Origin of the sequence: Mesorhizobium sp. 131-3-5 (assembly GCF_016756575.1) — a bacterium.
Classification (GTDB): domain Bacteria; phylum Pseudomonadota; class Alphaproteobacteria; order Rhizobiales; family Rhizobiaceae; genus Mesorhizobium; species Mesorhizobium jarvisii.
Window position 1 is genome coordinate 199,040 of the sequence record NZ_AP023256.1, and the last position, 26,284, is coordinate 225,323.

The 26,284-nt window shown below is 61.6% G+C and carries 30 protein-coding genes and 1 pseudogene; 22 read left to right on the top strand and 9 right to left on the bottom strand.

Annotation, left to right across the window (positions count from 1 at the left end; genetic code table 11):
- The first annotated feature begins 221 nt into the window (after window positions 1–221).
- Window positions 222–761 (top strand): DUF2285 domain-containing protein, encoded by a 540-nt coding sequence (locus tag JG747_RS37490; RefSeq protein WP_236952506.1) that lies wholly within the window; start codon window positions 222–224, stop codon window positions 759–761.
- Here the strand turns inward: JG747_RS37490 and JG747_RS36545 are convergent.
- Window positions 722–1,303, bottom strand: coding sequence for an amino acid synthesis family protein (locus tag JG747_RS36545; RefSeq protein ID WP_019863584.1), 582 nt, complete (start codon window positions 1,301–1,303; stop codon window positions 722–724). The genes JG747_RS37490 and JG747_RS36545 overlap by 40 nt on opposite strands.
- 162 nt (window positions 1,304–1,465) lie before the next feature.
- Here JG747_RS36545 and JG747_RS36550 point away from each other — a divergent pair, with 162 nt between their 5' ends.
- The 10 genes from JG747_RS36550 to JG747_RS36595 all read left to right on the top strand — a co-directional run bounded on the left by JG747_RS36550 (window position 1,466) and on the right by JG747_RS36595 (window position 12,082).
- Entirely contained in the window at window positions 1,466–3,262 is a 1,797-nt protein-coding gene (locus JG747_RS36550; RefSeq protein WP_199201972.1) for a helix-turn-helix domain-containing protein, read from the top strand.
- A gap of 174 nt (window positions 3,263–3,436) precedes the next feature.
- Window positions 3,437–4,414 carry a flavin reductase family protein gene (locus tag JG747_RS36555; protein WP_019863586.1) on the top strand — a complete coding sequence of 326 codons (978 nt, stop codon included), beginning with the start codon at window positions 3,437–3,439 and terminating at the stop codon, window positions 4,412–4,414.
- Between the two features lie 22 nt (window positions 4,415–4,436).
- A complete protein-coding gene (locus JG747_RS36560; protein WP_064982327.1) occupies window positions 4,437–5,948 on the top strand; it encodes an aldehyde dehydrogenase in 1,512 nt (503 codons plus the stop codon).
- Between the two features lie 27 nt (window positions 5,949–5,975).
- A complete protein-coding gene (locus JG747_RS36565; protein WP_019863588.1) occupies window positions 5,976–7,052 on the top strand; it encodes an LLM class flavin-dependent oxidoreductase in 1,077 nt (358 codons plus the stop codon).
- Between the two features lie 2 nt (window positions 7,053–7,054).
- Window positions 7,055–7,882 (top strand): alpha/beta fold hydrolase, encoded by an 828-nt coding sequence (locus JG747_RS36570; protein WP_019863589.1) that lies wholly within the window; start codon window positions 7,055–7,057, stop codon window positions 7,880–7,882.
- 240 nt (window positions 7,883–8,122) lie between these two features.
- Window positions 8,123–8,956, top strand: a complete 834-nt coding sequence (locus tag JG747_RS36575) for a transporter substrate-binding domain-containing protein (protein WP_199202050.1) — start codon at window positions 8,123–8,125, stop codon at window positions 8,954–8,956.
- A gap of 56 nt (window positions 8,957–9,012) precedes the next feature.
- A complete protein-coding gene (locus JG747_RS36580) occupies window positions 9,013–9,987 on the top strand; it encodes an amino acid ABC transporter permease (protein ID WP_019863592.1) in 975 nt (324 codons plus the stop codon).
- Window positions 9,984–10,727: an amino acid ABC transporter ATP-binding protein gene (locus tag JG747_RS36585; RefSeq protein ID WP_019863593.1), complete on the top strand. Its 744-nt coding sequence runs from the start codon at window positions 9,984–9,986 to the stop codon at window positions 10,725–10,727. The genes JG747_RS36580 and JG747_RS36585 overlap by 4 nt, the downstream gene beginning before the upstream one ends.
- A 101-nt stretch (window positions 10,728–10,828) precedes the next feature.
- The gene (locus JG747_RS36590; protein ID WP_199201973.1) at window positions 10,829–11,233 is read left to right on the top strand and encodes an MAPEG family protein; all 405 of its coding nucleotides are present in this window, start codon (window positions 10,829–10,831) and stop codon (window positions 11,231–11,233) included.
- A 291-nt stretch (window positions 11,234–11,524) separates the two neighbouring features.
- Window positions 11,525–12,082, top strand: a complete 558-nt coding sequence (locus JG747_RS36595) for a DUF2062 domain-containing protein (RefSeq protein WP_032921571.1) — start codon at window positions 11,525–11,527, stop codon at window positions 12,080–12,082.
- 965 nt (window positions 12,083–13,047) lie between these two features.
- On the opposite strand, the gene JG747_RS36600 is transcribed toward JG747_RS36595, so the two are convergent.
- Window positions 13,048–13,848, bottom strand: a complete 801-nt coding sequence (locus tag JG747_RS36600; RefSeq protein WP_019863596.1) for a class I SAM-dependent methyltransferase — start codon at window positions 13,846–13,848, stop codon at window positions 13,048–13,050.
- Between the two features lie 115 nt (window positions 13,849–13,963).
- Between JG747_RS36600 and JG747_RS36605 the strand changes: the two genes are divergently transcribed.
- The 5 genes from JG747_RS36605 (at window position 13,964) to JG747_RS36625 (ending at window position 18,498) form a co-directional block, all read left to right on the top strand.
- Window positions 13,964–15,469, top strand: a complete 1,506-nt coding sequence (locus tag JG747_RS36605) for a sensor histidine kinase (RefSeq protein ID WP_027047840.1) — start codon at window positions 13,964–13,966, stop codon at window positions 15,467–15,469.
- Entirely contained in the window at window positions 15,466–15,912 is a 447-nt protein-coding gene (locus tag JG747_RS36610) for a response regulator (protein WP_010913467.1), read from the top strand. The genes JG747_RS36605 and JG747_RS36610 overlap by 4 nt, the downstream gene beginning before the upstream one ends.
- A 6-nt stretch (window positions 15,913–15,918) precedes the next feature.
- Entirely contained in the window at window positions 15,919–16,950 is a 1,032-nt protein-coding gene (locus JG747_RS36615) for a histidine kinase dimerization/phosphoacceptor domain -containing protein (RefSeq protein ID WP_019863599.1), read from the top strand.
- 83 nt (window positions 16,951–17,033) lie between these two features.
- Complete coding sequence (locus JG747_RS36620; protein ID WP_020629175.1) at window positions 17,034–18,176, top strand: sugar ABC transporter substrate-binding protein; 1,143 nt, start codon at window positions 17,034–17,036, stop codon at window positions 18,174–18,176.
- Window positions 18,177–18,318: 142 nt separating this feature from the next.
- On the top strand, window positions 18,319–18,498 hold the full coding sequence (locus tag JG747_RS36625; protein ID WP_019863601.1) for a hypothetical protein: 180 nt from the start codon (window positions 18,319–18,321) through the stop codon (window positions 18,496–18,498).
- A 72-nt stretch (window positions 18,499–18,570) separates the two neighbouring features.
- Here the strand turns inward: JG747_RS36625 and JG747_RS36630 are convergent, their stop codons facing one another.
- From JG747_RS36630 to JG747_RS37650, 5 genes and pseudogenes are all read right to left on the bottom strand, one after another.
- Window positions 18,571–19,413: a PRC-barrel domain-containing protein gene (locus JG747_RS36630; RefSeq protein ID WP_019863602.1), complete on the bottom strand. Its 843-nt coding sequence runs from the start codon at window positions 19,411–19,413 to the stop codon at window positions 18,571–18,573.
- 476 nt (window positions 19,414–19,889) lie between these two features.
- The gene (locus JG747_RS36635) at window positions 19,890–20,135 is read right to left on the bottom strand and encodes a hypothetical protein (RefSeq protein ID WP_019863603.1); all 246 of its coding nucleotides are present in this window, start codon (window positions 20,133–20,135) and stop codon (window positions 19,890–19,892) included.
- Entirely contained in the window at window positions 20,132–20,329 is a 198-nt protein-coding gene (locus JG747_RS36640) for a hypothetical protein (protein WP_199201975.1), read from the bottom strand. The genes JG747_RS36635 and JG747_RS36640 overlap by 4 nt, the downstream gene beginning before the upstream one ends.
- Entirely contained in the window at window positions 20,326–20,691 is a 366-nt protein-coding gene (locus JG747_RS37645; RefSeq protein WP_274609733.1) for an SOS response-associated peptidase family protein, read from the bottom strand. Before JG747_RS37645 ends, JG747_RS36640 begins: the two co-directional genes overlap by 4 nt.
- 49 nt (window positions 20,692–20,740) lie before the next feature.
- Window positions 20,741–21,007: pseudogene (locus tag JG747_RS37650) on the bottom strand (SOS response-associated peptidase family protein); the annotation flags it as partial.
- Between the two features lie 147 nt (window positions 21,008–21,154).
- On the opposite strand from JG747_RS37650, the gene JG747_RS36650 reads away from it, so the two are divergent.
- From JG747_RS36650 to JG747_RS36660, 3 genes are all read left to right on the top strand, one after another.
- Window positions 21,155–21,364 (top strand): hypothetical protein, encoded by a 210-nt coding sequence (locus JG747_RS36650; RefSeq protein WP_010915372.1) that lies wholly within the window; start codon window positions 21,155–21,157, stop codon window positions 21,362–21,364.
- Window positions 21,365–21,826, top strand: a complete 462-nt coding sequence (locus tag JG747_RS36655; RefSeq protein WP_010915373.1) for a hypothetical protein — start codon at window positions 21,365–21,367, stop codon at window positions 21,824–21,826.
- Between the two features lie 680 nt (window positions 21,827–22,506).
- The gene (locus JG747_RS36660; RefSeq protein WP_027047842.1) at window positions 22,507–22,833 is read left to right on the top strand and encodes a DUF736 domain-containing protein; all 327 of its coding nucleotides are present in this window, start codon (window positions 22,507–22,509) and stop codon (window positions 22,831–22,833) included.
- A 43-nt stretch (window positions 22,834–22,876) separates the two neighbouring features.
- Here the strand turns inward: JG747_RS36660 and JG747_RS36665 are convergent, their stop codons facing one another.
- On the bottom strand, window positions 22,877–23,152 hold the full coding sequence (locus JG747_RS36665; RefSeq protein WP_280739588.1) for a helix-turn-helix transcriptional regulator: 276 nt from the start codon (window positions 23,150–23,152) through the stop codon (window positions 22,877–22,879).
- Window positions 23,153–23,495: 343 nt separating this feature from the next.
- Here JG747_RS36665 and JG747_RS36670 point away from each other — a divergent pair, with 343 nt between their 5' ends.
- The 3 genes from JG747_RS36670 (at window position 23,496) to JG747_RS36680 (ending at window position 24,821) form a co-directional block, all read left to right on the top strand.
- Window positions 23,496–23,963, top strand: a complete 468-nt coding sequence (locus JG747_RS36670; RefSeq protein ID WP_236952496.1) for a hypothetical protein — start codon at window positions 23,496–23,498, stop codon at window positions 23,961–23,963.
- Between the two features lie 101 nt (window positions 23,964–24,064).
- Entirely contained in the window at window positions 24,065–24,265 is a 201-nt protein-coding gene (locus JG747_RS36675; RefSeq protein ID WP_120145555.1) for a transcriptional regulator domain-containing protein, read from the top strand.
- 55 nt (window positions 24,266–24,320) lie between these two features.
- A complete protein-coding gene (locus JG747_RS36680) occupies window positions 24,321–24,821 on the top strand; it encodes a DUF2285 domain-containing protein (protein WP_019863607.1) in 501 nt (166 codons plus the stop codon).
- 227 nt (window positions 24,822–25,048) lie between these two features.
- On the opposite strand, the gene JG747_RS36685 is transcribed toward JG747_RS36680, so the two are convergent.
- The gene (locus tag JG747_RS36685) at window positions 25,049–26,215 is read right to left on the bottom strand and encodes a Gfo/Idh/MocA family protein (protein ID WP_244748513.1); all 1,167 of its coding nucleotides are present in this window, start codon (window positions 26,213–26,215) and stop codon (window positions 25,049–25,051) included.
- Window positions 26,216–26,284: the final 69 nt, after the last annotated feature.

The window sequence follows — 26,284 nt, forward strand, 5'->3', positions numbered from 1 at the left end:
AAGCAGATCAGAATGATTGCTCGAGCGTCAGAGACGTCGGCCCTTTGATTGATCAACGCGGACGCGACGCCTCTGGTTTGAGGATTTCACGAGATGCCCAAGGCATTCTCCAGTTGCTGCTACGTCATCTTTGACCGGTCAGCGATCTTTCGACGTTGCGCCCGTGCGTAGAGCTCGTCACGCAACTGGCGTTTCTCGGCGACGCGCAGCCAGGCGAACCGATGGCTGCTGCGATCCCACGCGACGAAATGGCGCTTGACCGGCTCCAGGCAATCGAACGGTTCATCCGCTCGATCCACACGCCCAACCTTCCCGATGCCAGGTTGACCGCTGTCCAGCGTCGGCGCCTTGGTCACATGCTGCGATGCTTGGACGGTCGCGAGGAACAGGCATCCCATTTAGAAGTCGCAACCGCCTTGTTCGGCCGTCGGCTGGTCAACGCCGCCGACTGGCACGACCCGGCGTTTTACCAGACGCAGCCTCGTGCGCGACGGGCTGAAGATGGTCGAGCGCGGCTCTCGCCAATTGCTGCACGCGCGAAGGCGCCATCACTGACAAGTCCCGCCGGCCGCGCTGCCCAATTTCTTACTCCGTTTTCAAGCCGACGGTTACTGTCAATCATGAAGCGAATGGCTGTTTGCGCCTCATGTCCGCCGTTTAACAGCCGCGCCAATCGAGAACTTGGCATCATCAACGACCGAGCAGGAATGCCGCGCAACCATCACATCGCTGCTTCCTGCTCCATCTCCTTCATGTCCTGAAAACGATCCGCGATCCGCGGATGGAGGCGGCCGCCATCCGCCGCGCCTATGGCTACGACGATTTCGTCGGCGGCCGGTCCATCGGCGATCTGGAAGTTGGCTGTGATGAAATGCGAGCGGCGGCCGTTCTCGCTCTTGTGCATCATCGGCAATGACAGAAGCGCGCCCGGCGCGTTGCGCGTGTTGCAGAATTCGAGATAGGTCGTGCCGCCGACGGCATCGCGAAACACATTGCCGAAGCGCAGCGTGTGGATCATGGCGGAAGCGTGTTCGATCTCGCCAGCGACCCCAACGGCGGCGGCCTTGCCGTAGCTCTCGATGCGCTCGGCAGGCATGAGTTCGAGCACGCGTTGCGTGAGCTCATGTCCCAAACGGGGTGCGATAGCGACAATCTCCGGCCGCAGGTTCTCGACGAAACCGCGCCCCGCCCATGGATTGCGCAGGACAGCGGCGACGACGATCGATCTTACCGGCCTGGCGCCGGCCTTGCCGCCTTCGATGTGCACTTCTTCGATGAAGGTGCAGACTTTTCGCAATTCCATAATTTTGGGCCCTGTTGGTGGAAGCTCAGCCTAATCGGATCTAGCGGACGGGTATTCCTCCGGTTCGTAGGAAAAATCGACGTGCACCCCGCTTGGAAGCGGTGTAGCGTTCATATATCCGCGACGGCTTAAATTGGCCCTTCGCGAGGCGGAAGACCGGGCGTGGACCACGAGTCTCAAATTCTCTCTTTGCGGGACGCCGCCAGCCTCATCAACTCGGGTGGCGATCTCCAGTCCGTGTTGCGAGACCTCGTGCTGGCAGCCTGCCGCCATGCCAAATGGACGCTGGGCTCGATCATGAGCATCGATGCGCCGCATGGCCACGCCTATGTCATCGTGCGCCATGACCCCACGCTCATTCAACGCAGTTTGCCTGACCGCTGGGAATTGGCGACCAGTCCGTCGATTGTCGCGCTCAACCGGAACGAGCCGGTCTATATCAGGGATGCGCGTGTGTCCGAGGAGTTTCCTGGCTATCGCCGGGAGGCGTTCGAGCGCGACTATCGCAGCGTGCTCGTCATGCCGATGAACTGCGTCGACGACGACGGCCGGCCAATGGTGCTGACCGTGGTCTCGCGCGAAATCACCGAAGTGAGTGCCGAGGATATCGCGTTCATTGGCATGATCGTGCATTTGGGCGAGATAGCGGTGGAGAAGCAGCATCGCCTGCGCCAGGAAAAGCAAGCAGGCGAGCGTCTGCAGCGCGCCTTGTTGGCGCACACCTCGCTTCTGCAGCAGGCTCTGTCGGAAGGATCGGTGGTCTCACTCGCCGACAAGGTCGGCGAGCTGTTACCCAATGCGGTCGTGGTCATTGATTTCCACGCCAACCTGGTCGTGGCTGGCCGCTCGCCGAGCGAAGCGCATTTTGATGCCGCGGCCTGGCGCCAGGCCGTTGGCGGCGCGCTCAACCGGCAGATCGTCAAGGTCGCGCGCGGCGCGTCGGAAGCGCGCCAGGAGGAGACTTTGTTCGTTGATGACGGCAAGCATCGCCTCAAGCTTTCGGTGCGCGTAGAGCCGCTCACAATCGATGACGAAGTGGTTGGCGCGCTCATGATTTTTCCGACGCCGCAGCAATCGGGCCAACTCGACCAGATGCTGCTCGACAGCGCCAAATTCGCGCTCAGCGTGCAGATGATGCGCAGCTTCGTCCGCTTCCGCTTCGAGACCAGATCGCTGACCGAGCTTTTCCTGGAAGTCGTAGAACGACGCTGGCGTGACGAGGCGGATATCGTCAACCGGGCACGGCGGCTGGGGCTTGACCTGACCGTACCGCAAAGGCTGATTGTGGTCGACTACGCCGACGCGGCCAAGCACGGCGGCGGTGGTCTGGCCGACCCCCATCATACCCTTGTCCGGCTGTTGGACCAGGCAGGCGTGGCGGGCACCGTCATCGCCGTAGAAGGCGATCTTGTCTGTCTCGTGGTGGGCGATAACCGGGAGAGCATTCGCCTGACGAAATTGCCCTACACAATCGCTGCGGAGTTTGGCCGCCATTTCGGACGTGAGCCGGCGGTGCTGGTTTCCGAAATCTGCGCCTTGCTGGCCGATTATCCCACCGCCTGGGAGCGTTGCCGCCGCATGATCCGCATCGGGCGATCTTTCGGACGCACCGGCGTTTTCGCCGGCCAGGATTTTGGCCCGCTGCCGATGCTGGTCGCTGCCGCCGATGTGCCTGATGTGCGCAACTTCGTTGACAAGAGCGTCGGCGCCTTGATTGCGCATGATCGCGAGCACCACACCCCCTATCTGGACACGTTGTTTGCCTATCTGCGCGAAGGTTGCCGCAGCCAGGCTTGCGCCGATGCGATGGGGCTGCATGTCACCACCTTGCGCTATCGCCTGTCGCGCATGGAAGAGCTGTTCGGGATCAAGCTCGACACGCCCGAACAACGCTTCGCGGCCGAACTGGCGATCCGCCTCAGCGGCATCATCGACAGCCGGTTGCCTGAAAACCGCTAGAGCCATTTCATCGCGTCATTGCCGTCGCTGGGGCGGTCCCGCCAGGCGCGGACCTGCCGTGCTTCTGCTTGCTCGGGATGGCAGCAGCCGGTTGCCAACTCCTTCCTATAGATCTGAGGAAGAACCGCTGCCGGCCCCTGCCTAGCCTCCGTCCCAGAAATGTGGAGGAAGGCAATGGCGGACGCTGTAGCACAAAGGACGATCGACCCGATCGCCTTGCGTCGTGCCTTCGGAACTTTCGTCACGGGGGTCACAGTCATCACGACGCGCGACAGCGACGGCAAGCCGCGCGGCATGACCGCCAACTCCTTCACCTCCGTCTCGCTCGACCCGCCGTTGCTTCTGGTCTGTGTCGGCAAGTCGGCGGCAAGCTTTCCGGCATTCAATGAAACGAGCGCTTTCGCGGTTAATTTCCTGCATGAGGGGCAGGTCGATGTTTCATCGGTCTTCGCCTCCAAGGCGGCGAACAAATTCCAGTCGGTCAATCATGACAGCGCCCACACCGGCGCGCCGGTCCTCACCGACAGCCTGACATGGTTCGACTGCACCGTTCACAACCGCATCGAGGCCGGCGACCACATCATCCTGATCGGTCAGGTCCAGGCCTTTGGGACGAGCCCGTCGGCGCCGCTCGGATTTTGCCGCGGCCGCTACGCCAGCGTGAAGGATCCGCTGCCGGCCGGCTGGCTCGCCTCGCAGGATATGATCATCGGCTATCTCGTCGAAGCGGGGGACCGCATCCTCCTGTGCGCCGACGGCAAGGGCAGCTGGGTGCTGCCGACGGCGCGGCGCCGCAAGGCCGACAGCCAGCTTGTGCTGGACGGCGGCGAGGCGCTGAGCCTCGTTCCTGAAAATACCTTCCTCTATTCGGTGTTCGACGTCGCCGACAGCGACCCCGGCTATCTGATCTACCGCGCCGAACTGAGCCGCGAGAGTGCCGAAGCCGCGCTTGCCGACGGCCATGCCTTCTTTTCCGTCGACGCGCTGCCCTATGAGCGGATCGCCACGCATGAATTACGCGCCATGCTGCGCCGCTATGCGCGCGAGCGGCAGGACAAGCGCTTCGGCATCTACATCGACACCGGTGACGGCGGTCGCGTCGCCATGATCGACGGCCAGTCGCAATCGTGGACGCAGGCGGCGTCCGAATAATGAATCTCCCAGGACAGACAGCATGAAAACGACGATTGCATCGCTCGAAGGCTCGCGCCAGAACCTGTTCATCAACGGCGCGTTCGTGGCGCCGAACGGCGGGCAGTATATCGACAGCTTCGACCCGACCACCGGCAAGCCCTGGTACCAGTTTGCCGAGGCCGGCGCCGAGGATGTCGGCGCGGCTGTCGAGGCCGCGCGCGCCGCTTTCGCCGCTCCAGCCTGGCGGCGCATGACCCAGACCGATCGCGGCAAGCTCGTGCGTCGGCTGGCGGAACTGGTGATGGAGCACGCCGATGAGCTGGCGCTGATCGAGACACGCGACAATGGCAAGCTGCTCAAGGAAATGCGGGCGCAGATGCGCGCCATGCCCGACAGCTACACCTATTTCGCCGGCATGGCCGACAAGCTGCTTGGCGACACCATTCCAGTCAACAAGCTCGACATGCTGAACTTCAACCTGCGCGAGCCGATCGGCGTCGTCGGCATGATCACGCCGTGGAACTCGCCGCTGATGCTGCTCGCCGGCACGCTGGCGCCATGCCTGGCGCTCGGCAACACGGTGGTCGTCAAGCCGTCCGAGCATGCCAGTGCTTCCACACTCGCTCTGGCCGAGCTGATCATGGAAGCCGGCTTCCCGGCCGGCGTCGTCAATGTCGTCACCGGCACGGGTGCTGTGGCCGGCGACCCGCTGACCCGGCATCCGGGCATCGCCAAATTGGTCTTCACCGGGTCGACCGTGACCGGCCGGCGGATTGCCACCAACGCGGCGCAGAATCTCGTTCCCTGCTCGATGGAACTCGGCGGCAAGTCGCCGCATGTCGTCTTCGGTGATGTCGACATCGACCATGCCGTCAACGGCGTCGTATCCGGTGTCTTTGCGGCGGCGGGACAGACCTGCGTCGCCGGTTCGCGCTGTTTCGTCGAGGCCAGCGTCTACGATCGCTTCGTCGAGGCGCTGGTCGAGCGCACGAGGCGCGTGCGGGTCGGGCTGCCGACGCTGGAAGAAACCGACATCGGTCCGCTGGCGCTGTCGGCGCAGCTTGCCAAGGTGGAAGGATATGTCGCCTCGGGTGTGCGCCAGGGCGCCAGCATCGCGGCCGGCGGCAGGCGGCCGCAAGCGGCCGAGCTTGCCGGCGGCTGGTATTTCGAGCCGACCGTGATGACCGATACCGACAACAGCATGGACTTCATGCAGGAAGAGCTGTTCGGTCCGGTCGTCGGCGTCATGCCGTTCTCGTCGGAAGACGAGATGATCCGGCTCGCCAACGACACGCGCTATGGGCTCGCCTCCGGCATCTGGACGCGCGACATCAACCGCGCGCTGCGCTTTGCCAGGAATGTCGAGGCAGGCACGGTCTGGATCAACACCTATCGCGCTTCCTCCTTCATGTCCGCCAATGGCGGTTTCAAGGAGAGCGGCTACGGCCGGCGCGGCGGCTTCGACGCCATGGAGGAGTTCTCGCGCCTGAAGAACGTCGTCATCGACTACTCCGGCGCCATGCAGGACCCCTTCATTATCCGCCTTCGCTGACCAACCCGACACACTGGGGAGACCGACATGAAATTCGCCGTTTCGCTGACCATGGAGCGCTTCTCGCCCGACATCCCGATGTCGAAGGTGAAGAGCAATCTGCTCGAACTGGCACGCATGGCCGACGAGGGCGGCTTCGAGACGTTGTGGACGGCCGAACACCACACGATCGAATGCACGATCTCGCCAAATCCATTGATGACGCTGACTTGGCTTGCCCAGCATACCGAGCAAATAAGGCTCGGCACCTCGACACTGGTCGCGCCCTATTGGAGCCCGATCCGGTTGGCCGGCGAGGCAGCGCTTTGCGATCACCTGACCGGCGGACGTCTGGAGTTCGGCATCGCGCGGGGCTCGTACCAATACGAGTTCGACCGCATGGCCGGCGGCATGCCCCAGCAGGAGGGCGTCGCCTATCTGAAGGAGCTGGTTCCGGCGGTTAAGAAGCTCTGGGCGGAAGACTATGCCCATGACGGCCATTACTGGAAGTTCCCTTTGGCAGCCGGCGTGCCGAAGCCGCTGCAGAGGCCGCATCCGCCGATCTGGGTGGCCGCGCGAGACCCGGGCACTTTCGACTGGGCAGTGAGCATCGGCGCGTCGATCCTGTCGACGCCCTTGTCGGCGCCGGCGGCCGAGATCGCTGCGCTTGGCGAGAAGTTCCGCAAGGCCGTCGCCGATCATCCCGAGGTCCCGCGCCCGCGCCTGATGATGCAGCGGCGCACCTGCGTCTACGAACGGGCGCAGGACTGGGAGATCGCCGTCGGTCATGCCATCGACTATGGCCGCGCCTTCGAGAACTTATTCCAGAACATCGGCACCGTGCAGAACGGCTTTCCCGAAGCCGTCCCCTACGAGAGCGTCAAGGGCAAGGACAACTACGATCCGGAAAACATCCGCCGCAACCTGATGTTCGGCACGCCGGACGAAGTGATCGAGAAGCTGCTCGACTATGAAGCGGCGGGCGTCGACCAGTACTGCCTCGGCCTTACCTTCAACCTGCCGTTCGAGCTGCAGAAGAAGACGATCAAGCTGTGGGTCGACGAGGTGATGCCGGTCTTCGCCGCGCGCGAGCGTGACAAGGCGCGCCAGGCGGCGAGGGCGTGACCATGGCGTGCTCCGGCCATCTCGATGTCGAAGGCGTGCTGATCAACTGGCGCCTCGAGGGCAAGGGCGACGTGCCGCTGGTCTGCATTCATGGCGTCGGCTCCTATCTCGAAGCCTGGAGTGGCGTGGCCGGGCGGCTGAAGGATCGTTTCGCGGTCCTCACCTTCGACCTGCGTGGCCATGGCCGCTCCAGCCGGGTCAAAGGCCGCTACGAGATCGACGATTTCGTCAAGGAGACGCTGGCGCTGGCCGATCATATCGGGCTTGCCACCTTCCATCTGGCAGGGTTTTCGCTGGGCGGTTTGATCGCACAGCGTCTTGCGCTGACGCATGCCGAGCGCCTGCAAAAACTGGTGCTGCTGTCGACGGTTGCCGGCCGCACGCCCGAGGAACGCAACGCGGTGCGCGGTCGGCTGGCGGCGCTGATGGCCAGCGATGCCCCGGCGCATCACGCCGCGTCGCTGTCGCGTTGGCTGACCGAGGAGTTTCAGGACAACAACCCGGAGATTGTCGCGGAGCTGCGCCGGCGTGACGCCGAGAATGACCGCGATTGCTACGCCGCCGCCTACAGAGTTCTCGCCGAAACCGATTTCGGCGGCATCCTCGACCGCATCACTTGCCCGACACTGATCGTGACCGGCGAGGACGACCAGGGTTCCAGCCCGCGCATGGCACGTCTGATGCACGAACAGGTGCAGGGCTCCGAACTCGCCATCCTGCCTGGGCTCCGCCATTCCATCCTGATCGAGGCGCCGGCTCTCGTCGCGGACACGATGGCCGACTTCCTGCTGGGCGCTGGTCGCGCGAGAGGGGCGGTCGCGCATGGATAGCGGTCTTCGCGGAGCAGGTGAGGGCATCTCGCCGGCAACAGGCCAAAGCTTTCCCCGTGAGCGAGGGAATGACGGCTGCAAACATCCTCCACGGCAGCGGAAGACCGGACCGGCTCGGGCATCGCTAAATCCGCGAGCCGTCCGGAGGATGCCGACCTCGTCGGCAAGGGATTGCGAGATCATGACCGGCTGAACGGCCATGAGGGCAAGTGAATGAACAACAACAAGGGGAATACGCATATGACAATCTGGACCAGACGACAGCTGACGATAGCCGCGGTGGCGCTTGCGCTTGGCGCATATCCTGCCCATGCAGGCGCGGTGCTAGACCGTGTGATGGCAGCCGGCACGCTCAAAGTGGCAACCGACGCCAACTGGGCGCCGCAGTCCTTCGTGAATGCCAGCAACGAGCTAGACGGTTTCGACGTCGACGTCGCCAAGGCAATCGGCAAGCACCTCGGCGTCAAGGTCGAGTTCGTCACGCCCGGCTGGGACATCATCACCGCCGGCAATTGGGCGGGGCGCTGGGACATGCATGCCGGCTCGATGACGCCGACCAAGAAGCGCGCCGAGCTCTTCGATTTTCCGGCGGTCTACTACTACACACCGGCGGCCGTTGCCGTGCACAAGGACAGCAAGGCGAAGACTTTGGCCGACCTCGACGGCAAGGTGGTCGGCGCCACCAGCACCTCCACCTTCGAGGCCTATGCCAAGAAGGATCTGACGCTCGACGCCGCCGGCGCGCCGCCCTTCGAGTACAAGCTCAATCCGAAGGAGGTCCACTCCTACGAGAATTCGACGACCGCCTTCGACGACCTTCGCCTCGGCGACGGCGTGCGCCTGGACGCGGTGGTCTCTTCGTTGCCGTCGATCCTCGACGCCGAGAAGGCCGGCTACCCGATCAAGCAGGTCGGCGATCCGGTGTTCTACGAGCCGCTGGCAATCGCCATCGAGCGCGGCGACCCGGAACTGTCGGCCAAGATCGCCGACGCCGTGAAGGCGATGAAAGCTGACGGCACGCTGAGCAAGCTTTCCGAAAAATGGTACGGCCAGGATTATTCCAAGACCAACTAGCTCCCTTCAAAGGCGGCCTTCCCCTGGGCAGGCCGCCGAACAGCCGGTGCTCAAATATGCTCTATCCCGATACCGTCGAAGCCGAAATCCTCGTCCATAAACCCTGGTTCGTGGCGACGATGTTCGGCGCCGTCCTGCTTCTCTTCATGGCTTTCAACATGTCGAGCACCAGCTTCGCCGAACTCATGCGTCCGGTGATCGGAGAGCCGTCGACGAGCGGCCTCTACGGGCGCTTTGCTATCGGCTTCGCCATAGCGGTGATCTTCACGCTCAACGTCGTGCTGATTGGTTTCGCGCCGCTCAAGGTCCAGATCGGCATCGTCTGGCTCGAACTGCTGCTGCTGTTCATTGCCTTCTTCGAGACGTTCCACCTCAGCCTGCCCTTCATCAGGGAGAAGCTGCCGTTTCTGATAAGTCAGGGCGTTGTCACCACGCTCTATGTCTCGGCGATTTCCATCGTCATCGCTTCAGTCATTGCGGTGGCCGGCGCGGTCGCCAAGCTTTCCAGCAATGGCTTCGCCTACGCCATCGCCAGTTTCTACACCTCCTTCTTCCGCGGCCTTCCGCTACTCATGCAGGTCTACCTGATCTATCTCGGCCTGCCGCAACTCGGCTTCGTCATCAATGCGGTGCCCGCCGGCATCCTTGCGCTTTCGCTCTGCTACGGCGCCTACATGACCGAGATCTTCCGCTCCGGCATCCAGAGCATCGATCGCGGCCAATGGGAGGCGTCGCGCTCCATGGGCTTCGGCTTCGCATTGACCATGCGCCGCATCATCCTGCCGCAGGCGCTGCCGGTCATCATTCCGCCGACGGGCAACCAATTCATCTCAATGCTGAAGGACTCTTCGCTGGTCTCTGTCATCGGCGTGTGGGAACTGATGTTCCTGGCGCGCACCCTCGGCCAGAAGACCTTCCAGCACATGGAGATGCTGATTTCCGCAGCCATGATCTACTGGATGCTGTCGATCTGCCTCGAACTGATCCAGGCGCGGATCGAGCGACATTACCACAGGAGCAAGGTCCGATGAGCGCTCCCGCCATCATCGAAGCGCGCAACGTGTCGAAGTGGTACGGCACCTTTCACGTCCTGAAGGAAATCAACCTGACGGTTCATAAGGGCGAGCGGATCGTTATCTGCGGCCCTTCGGGTTCCGGCAAATCGACGCTCATCCGCTGTTTCAATCGCCTGGAGGCGCATCAGGAGGGCGAGATCACCGTCAACGGCGTCGCTCTGCATGGGAAGATGGGCAATGTCGCCGACGTGCGCTCCAACGTCGGCATGGTGTTCCAGCACTTCAACCTGTTTCCGCACATGACGGTGCTGATGAACTGCATGGCCGGCCCGATGTGGGTGAAGGGCGTGCCGGAAAGGGAGGCGCGCAAGACCGCGCTTAAGTTCCTCGAGCGGGTCCGCATTCCCGAGCAGGCCAACAAGTTCCCCATCCAGTTGTCCGGAGGCCAGCAGCAGCGTGTGGCGATTGCCCGCAGCCTGTGCATGGAGCCGGCTGTCATGCTGTTCGACGAACCTACATCCGCGCTCGACCCGGAAATGGTTTCGGAGGTGCTGGAGACGATGACCGGGTTAGCCCGCGACGGCATGACCATGGTGTGCGTGACGCACGAAATGGGGTTCGCACGGGCGGTAGCCGACCGCGTTATCTTCATGGACGCCGGTCAGATCGTCGAGGAGGGCACGCCCGACGCGTTTTTCAGCCGCCCGCGTCACGACCGAACCAAGCTGTTCCTCAGCCAGATTTTGAAGCATTAGCCTCCAGCAAAGGCTGCTTTTCCGGTCGAGTTCCTGGAAACTTAGCGGTAGACTAGGTGATTGGTTACGACGACCGAGACTGCTAGCGACGGGGACGGCATATGTCGGCGACTGCGTTTGCATTGACTGTATTCATCTCGTGGGCACTGGGACTGCTGATCGTGATGGAAGTGATCCGTACATATCTGGTCATCTCTGGGAAGGTCGCAGCAAACGGCTTTACGCCAGATAACGCGGCTCTTTCTCCCTTTATGCAAAGGTTGGCCCGCGCCCACGCCAACTGCATAGAAGGGCTTCCAATCTTCGGAGGTCTGCTCGGAGTCGCGATCCTTATTTCAAAGACCGATGTGACGGATCCGCTGGCTTCTACACTATTAGCCGCGCGAATAGTTCAGTCGATAATTCACCTCGTCTCCACGAGCCAGGTCGCGGTCAGTCTCAGGTTCACTGCGTTCACAGTGCAAATGGTAATTGGTGCGTACTGGTCCTGGGCGATGTTGAGGTGAAAAGTGCCAGAAGCCCGGCGGCCCGTGGCGCATTGCGCGGGAGCCGAAAAGAGGGGCGCCCGACGTAGGGGCGGATTGGCAAAATGCCGATAACCAGACGCTCTACCCATTCAACGCGGTACAAAACTATGCCGCGCGTTCTCAGCCTGGGTTTTTCCAACTGTTGCCCGACTATCCGCTGCGCTTTCGGACACCCGGTTGATCAGCAAATTCGGAACAAAGCAGCACAGGCTACGTTTTCAGAGACGAGGTCCATCCGTTCAACCGACCGCGTTTCAAGTGGGCAAGAGAGTGCTCTTTAGACGCCGAAATCCTGATGGTCTATTCGAGCGATTGCGCATTTATATGTGGCCGCGCCGCTCCTTCTCGCGATCGTTTCAGTATGTTTCAAAGCGTATCCTCCGTCTGAACGCCACTCCAACGGCCGTCGCGGCGGGGGTGGCGGCTGGGGTTTTCGCGTCTTTCTTTCCACTAGGGTCCCATTTCGCCATTGCCGCCATCGTGTGCTGGCTGATTTCAGGAAACATGGTGGCGGCAGGGCTAGGAACATTTGTCTTTGGCAATCCGCTGACCCTCCCGTTTGTTGTGGGAGCGACTTGGGAGACCGGCAAGATCATGTTGCACGGCCACATGCAAAGTCACGAACGGCCAGCCCATCTGAGTGAGATGTTGCAGACCCTTTCAATTTCGCAACTGTGGGCACCGGTCTTAAAGCCCATGCTGTGCGGTGCGGTGCCACTCGGGCTGATTTTTGGCCTGTTGTTCTATGGCATCACCCGCTATGGCATGACAGTTTTCCGCGAACAAAGGCGCAAGCGACTGGCCGAAAAGGGGAGCCTGCTCCAGTAGCAGGAAGACATCGTGTTATCGCCCCCTCTGTCAACTCGACATCGCCGTTCTGGAGGGTGAATTACGGAAGGGCAGCCGTAGAAATGCGTCCGCTCGTCGGCAATATCGCCGCTATAAGCGCGTCCCTACAACTGGCGGCCCGGATATCTGGAGCCTCCGTCATGGGTTCCTCGCCGCACTTTTATTGATGAACGCCCCGTCTGCCGAATGGCAGCTATCCGCCGTGCTCGCCCCGATAGCGGACTGGCCGTTTCCCCCCCATTCGGACAAAGCAGCAAAGAAAAACCCGCCGACCGAAGCCGACGGGCTTTTTTCCTCGTACTACGCGGCTTCCCGGGATGGCCCCCGCCAGAAATCCAGAAAACTCAGCGCTGCGGCCATCCGTAGCTTAAAAGCTCAATCGGCGCTGTAACCCGGTAGCAACAGGCGGCCTGATTTCGCAACGTGAGGCGTGTTGGCGCCTCCTTTGTGTCGCCTTGAGTGTGTTGGTTCTAAATTGGACGCCAGAATCTTTTGATCCCGGTCAAGGCGATGATTTCGCATACACTATTTCATCCCAAGCTCAGCACCATTTTCTTGGGTGACTTAGTGGTGAAGAAATCCCGGACCCCCTTATCAGTAAAACGGATAATCCATTCTCGCTTCTTTTGCCAGAAAGAGGCCAACCTGCAGTGGACCGTATGGGACCGCGTCGCCGACACACCTGCCAGCCTCGGCGGACGTGAACTGGTCGGATGCACGTCCTATCGCGCAAGTGCGGCCGCTTCCCTGTGACGCAGATTTATTCGCATGGGCTGGAGGCCGGTGCGCACCCGCAGCGGCCCGAGCCAGAAACTCCAAAGGGCTCGGAAGTACGCGCCTCGCGGGATGCCGACCAGGAAATTTCGCGCCAGTCTTCCTAGCGCCTTCCTCGGCCAAAGGCTGTCACCCCTTCCGGCCAGAATGAGACCGGCTCCTTGGGGCTCTCAGGGCGCGATCCCTCGGCAAGCCCAGGCGACATTTGCAAAGGAACGCGGGCCGTCCGGCTGGCCGGCCTGATATGCTTCGCGCACCGCCGCCTCGGCTCTCGCGCGATCCGGCGCATCGAGGGACGACAAGAACTTGCCGAACGGGCCCTCGCCTGCGGCCATCGGCGACCAATAGTCGTCAAAATTGCTGTAATCCATCCGGATCATCAGCTGCGTCTCGCTAACCTGCAGAAGCCCTTGCTCAATGAAGGTCGCCCTCATCTCTCCCGGCATCATCATGGGTTGGAAGCAATAGCGCGCACGAAACTGGCGGCCGGCTTCGCCGAGCGCCGCCACCGTATCGGCCATCATGCGCATGCCCGGCATGCCTCCCAGATGATCCCAGACAGAAGCGGCCACGACGCCACCAGGCCGAACGACGCGGCGCATTTCGGCCACAGCCTTGCCGGCGTCGGTAACAAAATGCAGCACCAGAAGCGCCAGCGCGCGATCGAAGGCTCCATCGTCAAAGGCGAGCGCGCAGGCGTCGCCCTGCTCAACCTTTATCCGCGGATCTGTTCTGCGCCTGATCGTTTCAGCCACGAAAACCGGCGAATAGTCGATGGCGGTGATCTCCTTGAGCTCAGCCGCCTTCAGCAGGGCAAATGTCAGACTGCCAGTGCCGCAGCCGACGTCGAGGATCTTCTCGCCAGCCGAGATGCCCGCGAAATCTATGAACAGCGGCGCAAGCTTCTGGCTCCATCGGCCCATGAGCTTCTCATAGCCGCTGGCATCATGGACTGTGAAAGTCGAAGTCACTTGTTCCCTCCCTTAATGCAACGCGGACACATGCTTGTTTGGCCGGCGCGTCGGTTGTGGGAAAGTATAACGCTCGCTAGAGATAATGCCACCAATGCGCACCAGTGAGACGAATTTGTCTGAAAATCCAACCGACAAGGTCATGCTGCGCGGCTCCAGCGCTCTGCTGGCGATGGGCCTGCTGGTTCTGATGGGCATCGTTGCCGCCACATACCTGCTCGCCGAGAAGTCGCGCATCAGTTTTGACGATGTAACTGCCGCGCGTGACACCCGCACCGCTGCCGTCGATGTCCGCAATTCTCTCCTCTCGGCGGAATCCAGTCAGCGGGGTTTCCTCTACAACGGCAACGAGATCTATCTCTCGCCTTACGATACGGCAAAGTCGTCGGCTCTTCGCCGGTTCGAAAAGTTGCAGCTCCTCGTTGCCGGGGAACCCGAGGCGGCAGCATCGATCGACCAGCTCAAGGCAATCATCGGCGAAAAGCTTGCCGAAATGGACAGGACCGTCGCCCTGAAGCGACAGCGCAAGGACGATGCCGTGGCGGCGATCGTCGCTTCCAACCGTGGCAAGGCGCTGATGGATCAGGCCAACGTCTACTTCAACGGCATCATCCTTGCGGCCGACGACCGGCTGACCGCGCGCGTGGCGGAACAGAGGTCCTACTTCGCCTGGCTGCGCATGATAACCATAGCCGGCGGCATTGCGATCGTTATCGTGGTCGGCTTCGCCTGGGCCTCGCTTTTGCGCCACACGCGCGAACTCAGCGCCGCACGGTGGAACCTCGAGGCTCTCAACAGCGGGCTGGAAACCAGGGTGCGCGAACGTACCGCCGACCTCGTGCGGGCCAATGAAGAGGTTCAGCGCTTCGCCTATATCGTCACCCATGACCTGCGCGCGCCCCTCGTCAACATCATGGGTTTCACCAGCGAGCTGGAAGCAGGTGTCGCCACCCTGCAGACGCTCATCGAAAAGTCCGGCATCGGCGCCAACGCGTCCGACCCCCTGGTTGCCAACGCACGAATGGCGGCGGAGGAGGACCTGCCGGAAGCCATCGGTTTTATCCGCTCGTCAACGCGCAAGATGGATGGGCTCATCAACGCCATCCTCCAGCTTTCGCGCGAAGGACGCAGGCCGTTGCGGCCCGAAGCCATACAACTTGCGGCTTTGATCGAAAGCACGGTTTCCAGCTTCCAGCATCAGGTCAAGGAAGCGGACGGGAAGATCGACGTCGACCTCGCAGGCGTGGAGATCGAGGCCGATCGCCTGTCGCTCGAACAGGTTTTTGCCAACCTTTTCGACAATGCAACCAAATATCGCTCGCCCGCGCGGCCGCTTCGCATCAGGGTCGGAGCAAGGACTATCGCCGGCGATCGCATCGCCATCGATTTCGAGGACAATGGCCGCGGCGTCGCCGAGCAGGACGTGGAACGCATTTTCGAGTTGTTCCGGCGATCGGGTCTACAGGACCAGCCTGGCGACGGTATCGGACTTGCGCATGTACGAGCCATCTTGCGCAGGCTAGGCGGCGACATCACGGTCAAATCAACGCTCGACGTTGGGACAACTTTCAGGATAGAGCTGCCGATGATCGCGGCATCAAACGAAAGAGCGTTTGCATGAGCCAAGCCGGCAAACCAGTAACGATCGTTATGATCGAGGACGATGAGGGCCATGCGCGCCTCATCGAGAAGAACATTCGCCGCGCCGGGGTCAACAACGATGTCGTTGCTTTCACCAACGGTTCCAGCGCGCTCGCCTACCTGCTGGGGCCGGACGGCTCTGGCGACGCGAGCGTCGGGCGTCATCTTCTTGTGCTTCTCGATCTCAATCTGCCTGACATGACCGGCCTCGATATTCTGCAACAAATCAAGGCCAATCAACATCTCAAGCGGATTCCTGTCGTGGTGCTGACAACGACCGATGACAGTCGCGAGATCCAGCGCTGCTACGATCTCGGCGCCAACGTCTACATCACCAAGCCCGTGAACTACGAAGGCTTCGCCAACGCCATCAGGCAGCTCGGCCTCCTGTTCACCGTCATTCAGGTCCCGGAAACGGCCTGAAAAACGATGCCTAAGACCAGGGTCCTTTACATCGATGACGACGACGCGCTCGCGCGCCTCGTGCAGAAAAAGCTCGGCCGCCTCGGTTTCGTCGTCGAGCATGCTTCCAGTCCGGAACAGGCTCTGACCAGACTTGAGGAAGGCGGCTTCGACGTCTTGGCGCTCGACCACTATCTGGGTGCCGGGACCGGGCTTGAATTCCTGGCAAGGCTTGCAACGCGCGGCGCCGGCCCTCCCGCCGTCTATGTGACCGGCTCTTCCGAAATGAGTGTCGCGGTGGCCGCCCTGAAGGCCGGGGCCAGCGACTTCGTGCCGAAGACGATCGGTGACGACTTCATAGCGCTTCTGGCCTCCGCCCTCGATCAGGCTGTCGCCAAGGCACGCCTCGTTGCCGAGAAGGAAGCCGCTGAGGCGCAGGTGCGTGCGGCGCGCGACCGCGCCGAACTCCTGCTGGCCGAGGTCAACCACCGGGTCGCCAACAGCCTTGCAATGGTCTCAGCGCTGGTCAACCTGCAGGCCAATGTGTTGACGGACAAGGGCGCCAAAGATGCGCTTGCCGAAACCCAGGCGCGCATCTTCGCCATAGCCTCGGTGCACAAGCGCCTCTACACCTCCGGCTCGGTCGGCATCGTCGAACTCGACGGCTATCTCGGCGGCCTCCTGGAAAACCTTGGCGGCTCGATGCGAGGCCAGGGGCACGGCGCCAACCTGATCAGCGATCTGGCGCCGCTGACACTCGGCATCGACGCCACGATCAATCTCGGGGTGATCGTGACCGAGTTGGTCACCAATGCCTTCAAATACGCCTATCCCGACAAATCCGGCGATGTGCGGGTACTCCTGCGCGAGGACAGCCCAGGGCGCGCTTTGCTGACCGTCGAGGACGATGGCGTCGGCAACGCCGGCAAAGTCATCAAGGGAACCGGGCTGGGAACGCGCATCATCAAGGCAATGGCTAGAAGCATCGACGCCGACGTTGTCTATCACGCACGCGACCCGGGGACAGCGGTGGTGCTGAGCTTTGCCCTGCCGCAGTGACGGGCTATGCGCGCTGGCAGGCTTTGCCTCCGCCATGGGTCATGCAAGGATGCGCCCGGCGTTTTCTTCAGGTGGAGAGTTCGATGTTTTGGCAGACCGGTAGATTCGCCATGCAGCAGTTGCTGCCGATCGCTGCTCTGCTGCTCGCAACCAATGTCGCCTCGATGGCCGAGGGGTCACCCGGCATTACCGTTCCGACGGTTCTACAGCCATTCGTTCCAACGGCGCCGAGCTGCTCGAAGCCAACCGACCTCAAGCCGATCCTAGCATTCGCCAAGGACAACAAGCGTGAGTTCATCGAGGGTGTCGATCATGGCCTGGCTCAGGCGGCCGAAGACAACCATCTGGAATATCGTGTCGCCCTCGCCGCCAATGACAGCGCCAAGATGATCTCGGACGTCGAGGCGCTGCGCGCCGAGCGGGTGGGCGGGATCGTTGTGTCTCCCGTAGACCCGGCGGCGCTGGCCCCCAGCCTGCAAAAGGCCATGTGGTCTGGAACCTATGTCAGCACGGTCGTCGCACCGCCGGCAACGTCGCTGCTCAACGCGCCGCAATATCTCACCGGGAAGGAACTGGGAGACGCGGCGGTCGCGTATATCAAGGACAAGTTCCACGGCCGAGCCGACGTGGTGCTGCTGACCCAGGACAGCCTGCAATTTCTCACGCCGCGGTTTGTCGCCATCCGCGATGCGCTCGACACGCTGCCAGACGTGCGCATCGTAGCCGATATCTCCCCCAATCCCGTCAGCAAGGAAGGAGGATTGGCCACGATGCGGATGGTCATCCAGGCGCATCCGCATGTGGACGTGGTGCTGGGCGCCGATGGTGTCGTCCTTGGCGCCCTGCAGGCGCTGCGGGAGGCTGGCAAGGACAGGCCGGATCAGTTCATCGGAGGGATCGACGGCGAGCCCGAGGCAATAGCCGAAATCACAAAGGGAGGTCCCTACAAGATGACGGTCAGCCTGAATTCGCCTGTCTTCGGATATGCGATGGGCCAGCATGCGGCCGACTGGCTCGAGGGAAAGCCGATCCCGCAAGCGATGGATATCCTGCCGCACGTCATCACGGCGCAAAACCTTGGCGACTATCAAAAGGATCTTGCCAATCCAGGCGCGGTCTATGCCGATCCGGCGCGAAGAGATGGCTATCTACGGATGTATGGCAACATCTGCTACGACAGCCGCGATCAATATCTCAATTTCCCCTGGTCGTCTGAATCTCGATAGTAGACGCACCATCCGGAGGCTGGGCAACAGGCCATTTGACCGGACCAACGCCATTACGACACCGACGTGTCGAATTGTTTGCATTCAAACGACTTTTGCGACGCTATCTCCGTGCCCTCACTTGGTGATCGTGGGAGGACACATGGGATCGCCCGAGCACGCAGTCGAAATCATTCGCGACAAGAAATGGACCGTCCGCGTGACAGCCTACGGCAACACGCTGACCTTCCCTTTCGAGGCCGAAAGTTACGCGCGCTCCTACGCGGACGGCCAGGCGTTCCGGCTTGGTGTCGAGGTAGCTGAACGCAAGAAGTGCGCGTGAAGGCTCGTGCGTTCGCCTAACACGTGATCGCGGTCTCGACCGCCAGGGAACGAGCTGGCTTGGCTCGATCTTTCACTTGGAGTCGGTATTGGCTTGTGGGACCGACGGGGTTCCAGAGCGAACCGGGTCCGGGATCAACTTCTGGAAGATCGCATCGTTCTTCGCTCGCCACGCTTCATCCGCAAGCCACAGATATTTCTGGTCGGGCATCAACGGCACGGCTTTGACATCGGCGCTGGAGATGCGGAGGTAGAAGCTTGTCCGCTCCTCGTTCACTTGAAGATAACGTAGCGGGACGACGATGCTGTCTTTCCCGGCGATAAAGAACCCACCGGAGGCAACGACTGCGTAGTCCCATCGGTCCTTCGTGCCAATCACGACATTTCGAACTTCGCCAACGATCTTGTCATCCGAGCTGCGGACCTCGGAGCCGACGATCTCGTCGACGCGAAGGCCAGGTCCAAGGTCGTCGAGATTGATGAGCGGGCGGGCGTCTGGGGCGTCACGATTGCCCTGGATACCCCCACCTTCATGCTGCTTAGGTTCGCCTGCTGCCAATTGCTCATCGGCAAGATCCTCATCATTACCCGCGAGCTTGGCCATTGACGGCGCGGCGATCAGTTGGCGGATATTGGCGAGCACGCGCTCGCAATCGTCGTGCAAACCGTATGTCCATAGAACGAACGCCGCATCCCTCAAGGTGCGCAGGTCATGGACCAGGTATCGGTTTTCTGGCTTGCGCAACTCAGGGCTCTTGAGCACGGCCTCCTCGAGTTTCGCATCGGAGATATTGCATACAGCGAACGCCGGGCTGACACCAAGCGCGCAAAACAATGCCAACGGCGCTGCAACCTTAACGAATTTCATATTGTTTCCCACAGGCGGCTTCTTGCTTTGACTTCGTGTGTCGAGCACGCCAATCGGGTGGAAATGTACCGCGGAACATTTGTACCAGCACAGCTCAACAGCCCGTGTGGATATTGGTTCCAGCGGTGGGGGTCGTATTTTTCCGAGTCGGCCTGAACACAACAAGCTCGCGTGGTGGTTTCGATCGCATTTGCCTAGCAGGCGATTGCGGTCTCGACCTCCAATACGGGCAACGACCCGTAGAACAGAACACCCGGGCGTCCTCATATTCGCCACTGGCCGGATCGCCGCAGCGGCTGAAGGCGATCACCCCAGCGGCGGTCTTAGAGCATGGACGACTCTGAAACCGGATGAACAGAAAGCGGTGTTGCAAGATTGCGGCGATACCACGCTCAACAAGTCGCACGCAGATTTCTGCGCCATGGCAAAGAAGATGGGCGGCTGAACCTAGGCCGGACGTCGAAGGCGGGCCCCAGGTCCGCCTTCGAGTAACTGCGGCTGGTGCTGTGCCTACAATCCCTCAGCTATAAAGGCTTCCCGGCGCGCATCATGGCCCGAGCGATGGCAAGCTGCGTTTCCGTCCTGGCGTTCTCCTTCTGGGTCATGTTGTCCGCCGCGATCAGCCGCCTAAGTGATCGCAGAGTTTCACCGCGCGACCAGCCGGCTTCCAGCATGCAATCGACGATGGCTTGAAACCCGGGCTCCATCGCCTCCTGGCAGTCGATGACACGGTCCGGATAATCGTTCGCTTCTCTTGGTCGACTGATCATCTCACCCCCGCCAAATAGCTGTCGCCGTGTTCGCGATGTTCGAAACAGACCAATGTGATGGTTGTCGGCTTTGCAAATCCGAACGGCGCGCGCTTGCCGCAAACGTCAAACTCGCAGACATGATTTTCGATCCGTCCACCTTGCCGCGGCGCCGCCGTCATTCCTTCGGCAAGCTTGATGGGTTCGTCGCTCATAGCGGATTGATCGGCCCGACTAGGGCAGGGTGGTCATTCGGTTGCTTGTTGACGACGGTCGAATTGACGTCGCGTCCGACAGGGTTGAACTGCAACTTGTCATCGATGTCGTGGCTGAGGATGTCTTTCAGGTATTCCTTCGGCGTCGCCGGGTCGAGCCAGGCGTCGTAATAGGCCTGGTCGAGAATGACCGGCTGACGGTCGTGCAGGTTTTTCATCAGCTCGCCGGCCGGCTCGGTGATGATGGTGCAACTCGTGATGTCGAGATTTGAGTTGTGGGCCCAAAGCCCGGCAAACGAAAAAGGAGCGTGGCCGGGAAGGTAGCTGTGCCAAGCCGTCGGCCGGCGAGATCGTCCACTCAAAGAAGCCGTCAGCTGGGATCAAGCATCGTTTCGACTTGAAGGCGTCCCTGAACGCCGGCGCCGTATCGATGCCTTCAATCCTGGCGTTGAACATGGCCGCCTTGGGCATTTCCTTTGCCCAGAACGGTACGAGCCACCATCGCCCCTCCCGCAGGCGGTGGTTCCCGTTCTCGCCGGCGGTGACGAAAGGAACATCCTGCGTCGGCGCGAAGTTGTAGCGAGGCTCATCATTTCGCCCGATTTCCGCCGGCGCCGTCAGGCGGTAGAGACGGTGGATCTCCGACCATGTCAGATATCGGGTGTAGCGGCCGCACATGACATATCCTCGATCGACAGGCTTCCCGATCCTTCGGTGCAGCTATCCTGCCGACAGTGAACGAAATGAGAACAAAATAGTCAAGCGCCTCTTGACCGGACAGGAATATGTTCCTTATTCCTGACCTATCTGAGCAGGAAAAGGGCCATGGGAAAGCGCCAAAATGCGCCGATCGGCGAAGCTATGTCCGAATTGGAGTTGGCGGCGCAGCAAGCCATTGCTGCAGCCGGGGGCGACGCCGTGGTCGCCTTGCTGACCGCTCTGGCTAGGAACGCCGAACTTGAACGGGAACTCGCTTTGTCACGCGCGGCGGTCTCGAATGGCTTTTCTCGCGGCTGGCACAAGGCGCGCCCCTAGATGGTGGACACTGCCGAAGACAATTTCCGGATCGAGGTTTGGGATCGGGAGGAGAAGACGCATCTCGAAACCATCTGTCGAACGCCGGACGCGGTGGTGAGCCAAGCTGCCTGGCACGCCGCCATCCGGCGCCGGCCGGGCATGCTGCTGATCCACTACAACAGCCGCCACGTTATGGAGAAGATCGTTACCCCGGGCGAGGTGAAGGTTCCGCCGCAGACGATCATCGACGGCAGTATTCACGCCGGACTGGACGTCGCGCTGGGCGACTTGCGCAGCTGGCACACGCTGCGTGCGTGGTGCACGACTTGCTCGCATCATGCCGAGGTGAAGCCCGAGGGTCTGATCCGGCGCTACGGCAAGGAAGCTCTGTTCAGCTCGGTGGAGCGCGCTCTTTTCTGCACGAGTTGCAAAAAGGGAGGACCGGTTCGGATGGAGATACACAGCATGCCGCGAAACTGAGAGTGGTCGTCGGCGCTGTTGATCAGTGTCTCGAATTTCGAGATGACGCGCGGGCTCCAGGCTCGCGCCTGCTCCACCTTCGTCATCTTGCTTTCGAGAAGACGATCGTTGACTAGCGTCACGCCAGATCCTCAACCTTTCCTCGCGACAGCCTACTAAAAACGAGCGCGGTGCGAATGGATTGAATTCCTTTGTTGGCACGACCCCCCTCCACGGCAACTTTCTGGGTGGTTCGTCTCGGAACCGCACCGTCTTCTTGCGGCCCAAACGAGACATACTCGGTACGCCGCCTTGTGCGGTTGGATGGAGCAAGCTTTCATCCAAGTCACGTCAAACCGTTATCGGTGGACATCTCGGCCTGCAGTTCGCTTCATCATTCTTGATAGCCAGGTGCCGCCATTGCCTCCCTTCTTCATTTCATAGAGCGCACCAACGACCTCACGAACGGGCTGATCTGCCCGAAGGACGGCTGAAGCCTCGACCGCCTATGCCGCAATGGCGCGGCGCGCGTTTCTTCCCCTGGGCGAAGCCCATTCCTCGCGGAACCAAGAAACGCGCGCCTGCGCCATCCTCCGCTTTGCTGCGGTCGCAAGCGATGCGGCGGCGGTCGCCTCCGGCCTCTCGATCGCCATCGAGGTCGCATGGTGCGGGCTCGGAAACGAAGAGACGGAGACTGAAAAATGGCTACCATCGGCACTTTCAAGAAGACCAATGCGAACGAGTTCACCGGCGAGATCGTCACCCTCAGCGTCCAGGCCAAGGGCGTGCGCATCGTCCCCGACACAAGGGCCAGCGGCGAGAACGCTCCAAGCCACCGCGTGGTGGTCGGCAAGGCCGAAATCGGCGCCGCCTGGTCCAAGCGCTCCAACGAGGGCCGCGACTATCTCGGGCTCAAGCTCGACGATCCGAGCTTCACCGCTCCGATCTACGCCAACCTCTTCGCCGACGAGGAAGGCGAGGGCCACAGCCTCATATGGTCCCGCCCCAGCCGCCGCAACGGCGAATGAATGAAGATCCTCTCGCCTGGCAATCGCGCCGGGCGAGAGTTCTCTAGGTCTGATCAGACCGTCGCGCAAATCGTAAGCCCGCGCCGCCGCCATTTTCCGCAAGGAATTCGATTCCCGCTGTCTCAAACGCACGGCGGATCGCAGCTAGATTGTTTCGGTGCGGAATACGAATACTCCTCTCGAAGTCTACTATCGTAGTTCTGGAAACAGCCGCTGCCTCGGCTAGGTCCCCCTGACTCCATCCGAGCATGGCTCGTGCAGCACGACACTGCTGAACAGAGATCGCATCACTCTCAATATCGTTCTTTTTGGTTGACATAGGTCAAAAAAGCCGCTTTTAGTATGCCACCCTACGGAAGTCATTGATGAGGTCTGGCGAAATAGCCTCGCTCGGCCCCACTACGCGACGACGTTGATAGCTCAGAATCTTCATTGATTCTGACGATAGCTACCAATTGTCCTTTCGTCACGGGTGAGAACGGGAGGCGCCGGTGAGTGGAGGTAAGGCAGCTTCACAATCCCCATCAATTGGCGAAAACCAGCCGTCGGCCGATCCAGCACTTCTCCTATCCCTTGCCTGGATTGACGCTCACGTTGCGATGCTGGCCTCGTGCGTTCGGCAGCAGCAGGCTGAGGAGGGGGTCCTGGAGTGCGGTGCGCTCATGCCTGTCGGCGAAGTGATTGGGCGCGGAGAGAGGGTTGGCGCCGACCGCGACTGGCCTGATTTTCTGAAGGAAGAGCAGGATGGCGCTGAAAAGGCCGACGCGTTGCTGGCTGAGATTGTGGCGACGCCTGCACAATCCTTGGCGGGCGTGGTCGCCAAGCTTGCGGTCATCCTTCGGGAGGCGACTGACAACACCGACCTTTGCGAATTTCCGCTGTCGCATATCCGCTCTGCTTTGGCCGATCTAAGGCGCCTCACGCACGAAGCGACAGGCGACGAGCCTGCCGGCTGGCCCGCAGGCGACCAGTCGATCGGCGCGCTGTTCGAGCAGCCTGCGTCATCGTTCGCCGCATGGCGCGCCTTCAGTGCCTGGAGCCAGGGCGATGACGACGCCTATCGCGCCTGGACGAACACATTCAAGACACTGCAAGGCGCAAGCCAGCAAGCATCGCGAAGTGTCACCTGACTGCTCGGCGCCGAGATATCTCATCGTCCATTCGTCAATGACGGAATCCAAGGATTTCGCTCAAAGCCACGTCCCCCTATCAAATCCTTGAGAAGGGAAGGATGCGGATGAAGACGGATACATCGCAGTGGCGTGACCCACAGGCATATGCGTTCGTCCAAGGTGCCGCCGCCGATGCGATTGCCTGGGAGTTCCTGCGACGCAATCCCCAGTATCAGCAGGACTTCGCGGCCTCCCGCTCGGCCAAGGCGATGCGCGCATTGCGCCAGCGCTGGGGTTTGCAGTTTCGCCGCCAGGCCTGACCAGTCCGCAGTCGAGCAGACCGTCTATTGGGCGCCTCAGATCGATCCTGGGGTCGTGAACCTTGTCCAGATGCCGCCGGATCTGCGAGCGCAGGAAGGCAGTGCTTCCGACGTCCCGCTGGCCGCGGGCCGGCATGACGAGGTCGGTCTTCACACGCGCTCTTCGCCGGGCGGCACGCAACTGGCGCTTCTCGACGACGCGAAGCCAGGCGAACCGCTTGCCGCCATCATCCCGCTCGACGACATGGCGCACGACCGGCTCCAGGCGATCGAGCGGTTCATCCGCTCGATCCATAGGCAGCACGTTCCCGACGCTCGATTGACTGCGGCCCAGCGCCGACGCCTTGGCCTCATGCTGCGATGCCTGGATGGCCGCGAACAGCAGGCATCCCATTTTGAAGTCGCGACCGCCTTGTTCGGTCGGCGGCTGGTTAGCGCCGCCGACTGGCAGGACTCGCCTTTTCGCTACCAGACGCATCGCCTCGTGCGCGACGGACTGAAGATGGTCGAGCGCGACTACCGCCAATTGTTGCGCGCGCGGCGGCGTCAACTCTGACGAGTGCCGCCGGTCTCGTTGTCCACTGACTTGCGCTGTCTCCAAGCCGACGCCTACTCTCAATCCTGAAAAGAATGGCGGCTTTGCGCCCATTTTCGGTCATTGTCAGGCCCATCTTCCCGATCCCGAAAGCGGACATAGTGACCTGGGCCCGACGATTAGAAGCTAGGTGAGTTCAATCGCTTCTAGCAGCACTGCGCTGGTGGACCTTGAAGCGCAGGTAATCATCACAATCTTGTCCAGACGCCTCCTGCAATCGACGAACGAATGGCGGCGTCGATGAAAGCCAGGCCCTTGACGCCGTCGTCGACGGTTGGGAACAGCGTTTCAGGAGCTAGCGACCTATCTTGGCGCATGGCGACGATCGCCTCGGCGACTTCACGATACAGGGTGGCGAAAGCTTCTAGGTAACCTTCCGGGTGGCCAGCCGGAACGCGCGAGGCACGTCTGTTTGATTCATCTGCGCCTGCGCCGTTGCGGGTAATGATTTGCCGGTTCTGGTCGAGCGATGACCAGACCAGCTGGTTCGCGTCGCGCTGCGTCCATTCCAACGATCCCTTCGCGCCATAGACGCGAAGACTGACCTCATTCTCGTTGCCGATCGCGACCTGGCTGCACCAGAGACTGCCACGCGCGCCGTTTTCATAGCGGAGCATGATCTGGGCATTATCGTCGAGCCGCCGTCCTGCCACGAATGTGGTAAGCTCGGCACATAGTGCGTCAGGTTCGAGCCCGGTGACGAAACCGGCAAGATTGAAAGCATGGGTGCCAACGTCGCCAATTGAGCCGCCCGCGCCCGAACGTGCTGGATCCGATCGCCACTCGGCCTGCTTGTTGCCGCCGTCCTCGAGTTTCGTCGCCAGCCAGTCCTGCGCGTATTCGACCTGGACGATGCGGATGTCGCCGAGGTCGCCGTTGCGGACCATGGCGCGGGCCTGCCGGAGCATCGGATAACCGGTATAGGTATGGGTCAGTGCCACGACCAGCCCAGAAACCCGCGCCGCCTCGCGCAGCGACAGCGCCTCGGCCAGCGTCGTCGTCAGCGGCTTGTCACAAATGACGTGGATACCCGCATCAAGAAAGGCGCGGATAGCCGGCGCGTGCATGTGATTGGGGGTCACGATCGAGACCGCTTCGATGCCGTCGGCGCGGGAGGCCTCGCTGCGCGCCATGCCAGTGAAATCGGCATAGCTGCGGGTCGGGTCGAGACCGAGCAGCGCAGCGGATCGTGCCGCGCGCCCCGCGTCCGAGGACAACGCTCCCGCGACCAGGTCGTAGCGGTCGTCGAGGCGGGCGGCGATGCGGTGCACCGCGCCGATGAAGGCTCCTTCGCCGCCGCCTACCATCCCCAGACGGATGCGGCCACGCCTTCCAGCGAAACGGTTGCCGCTCATGGCGCTCTCCATTGCTGCGGTCGACCGGAGACGTGGCTGGGGGCAGACTTTGGCGGCCTCCAGCAGGCC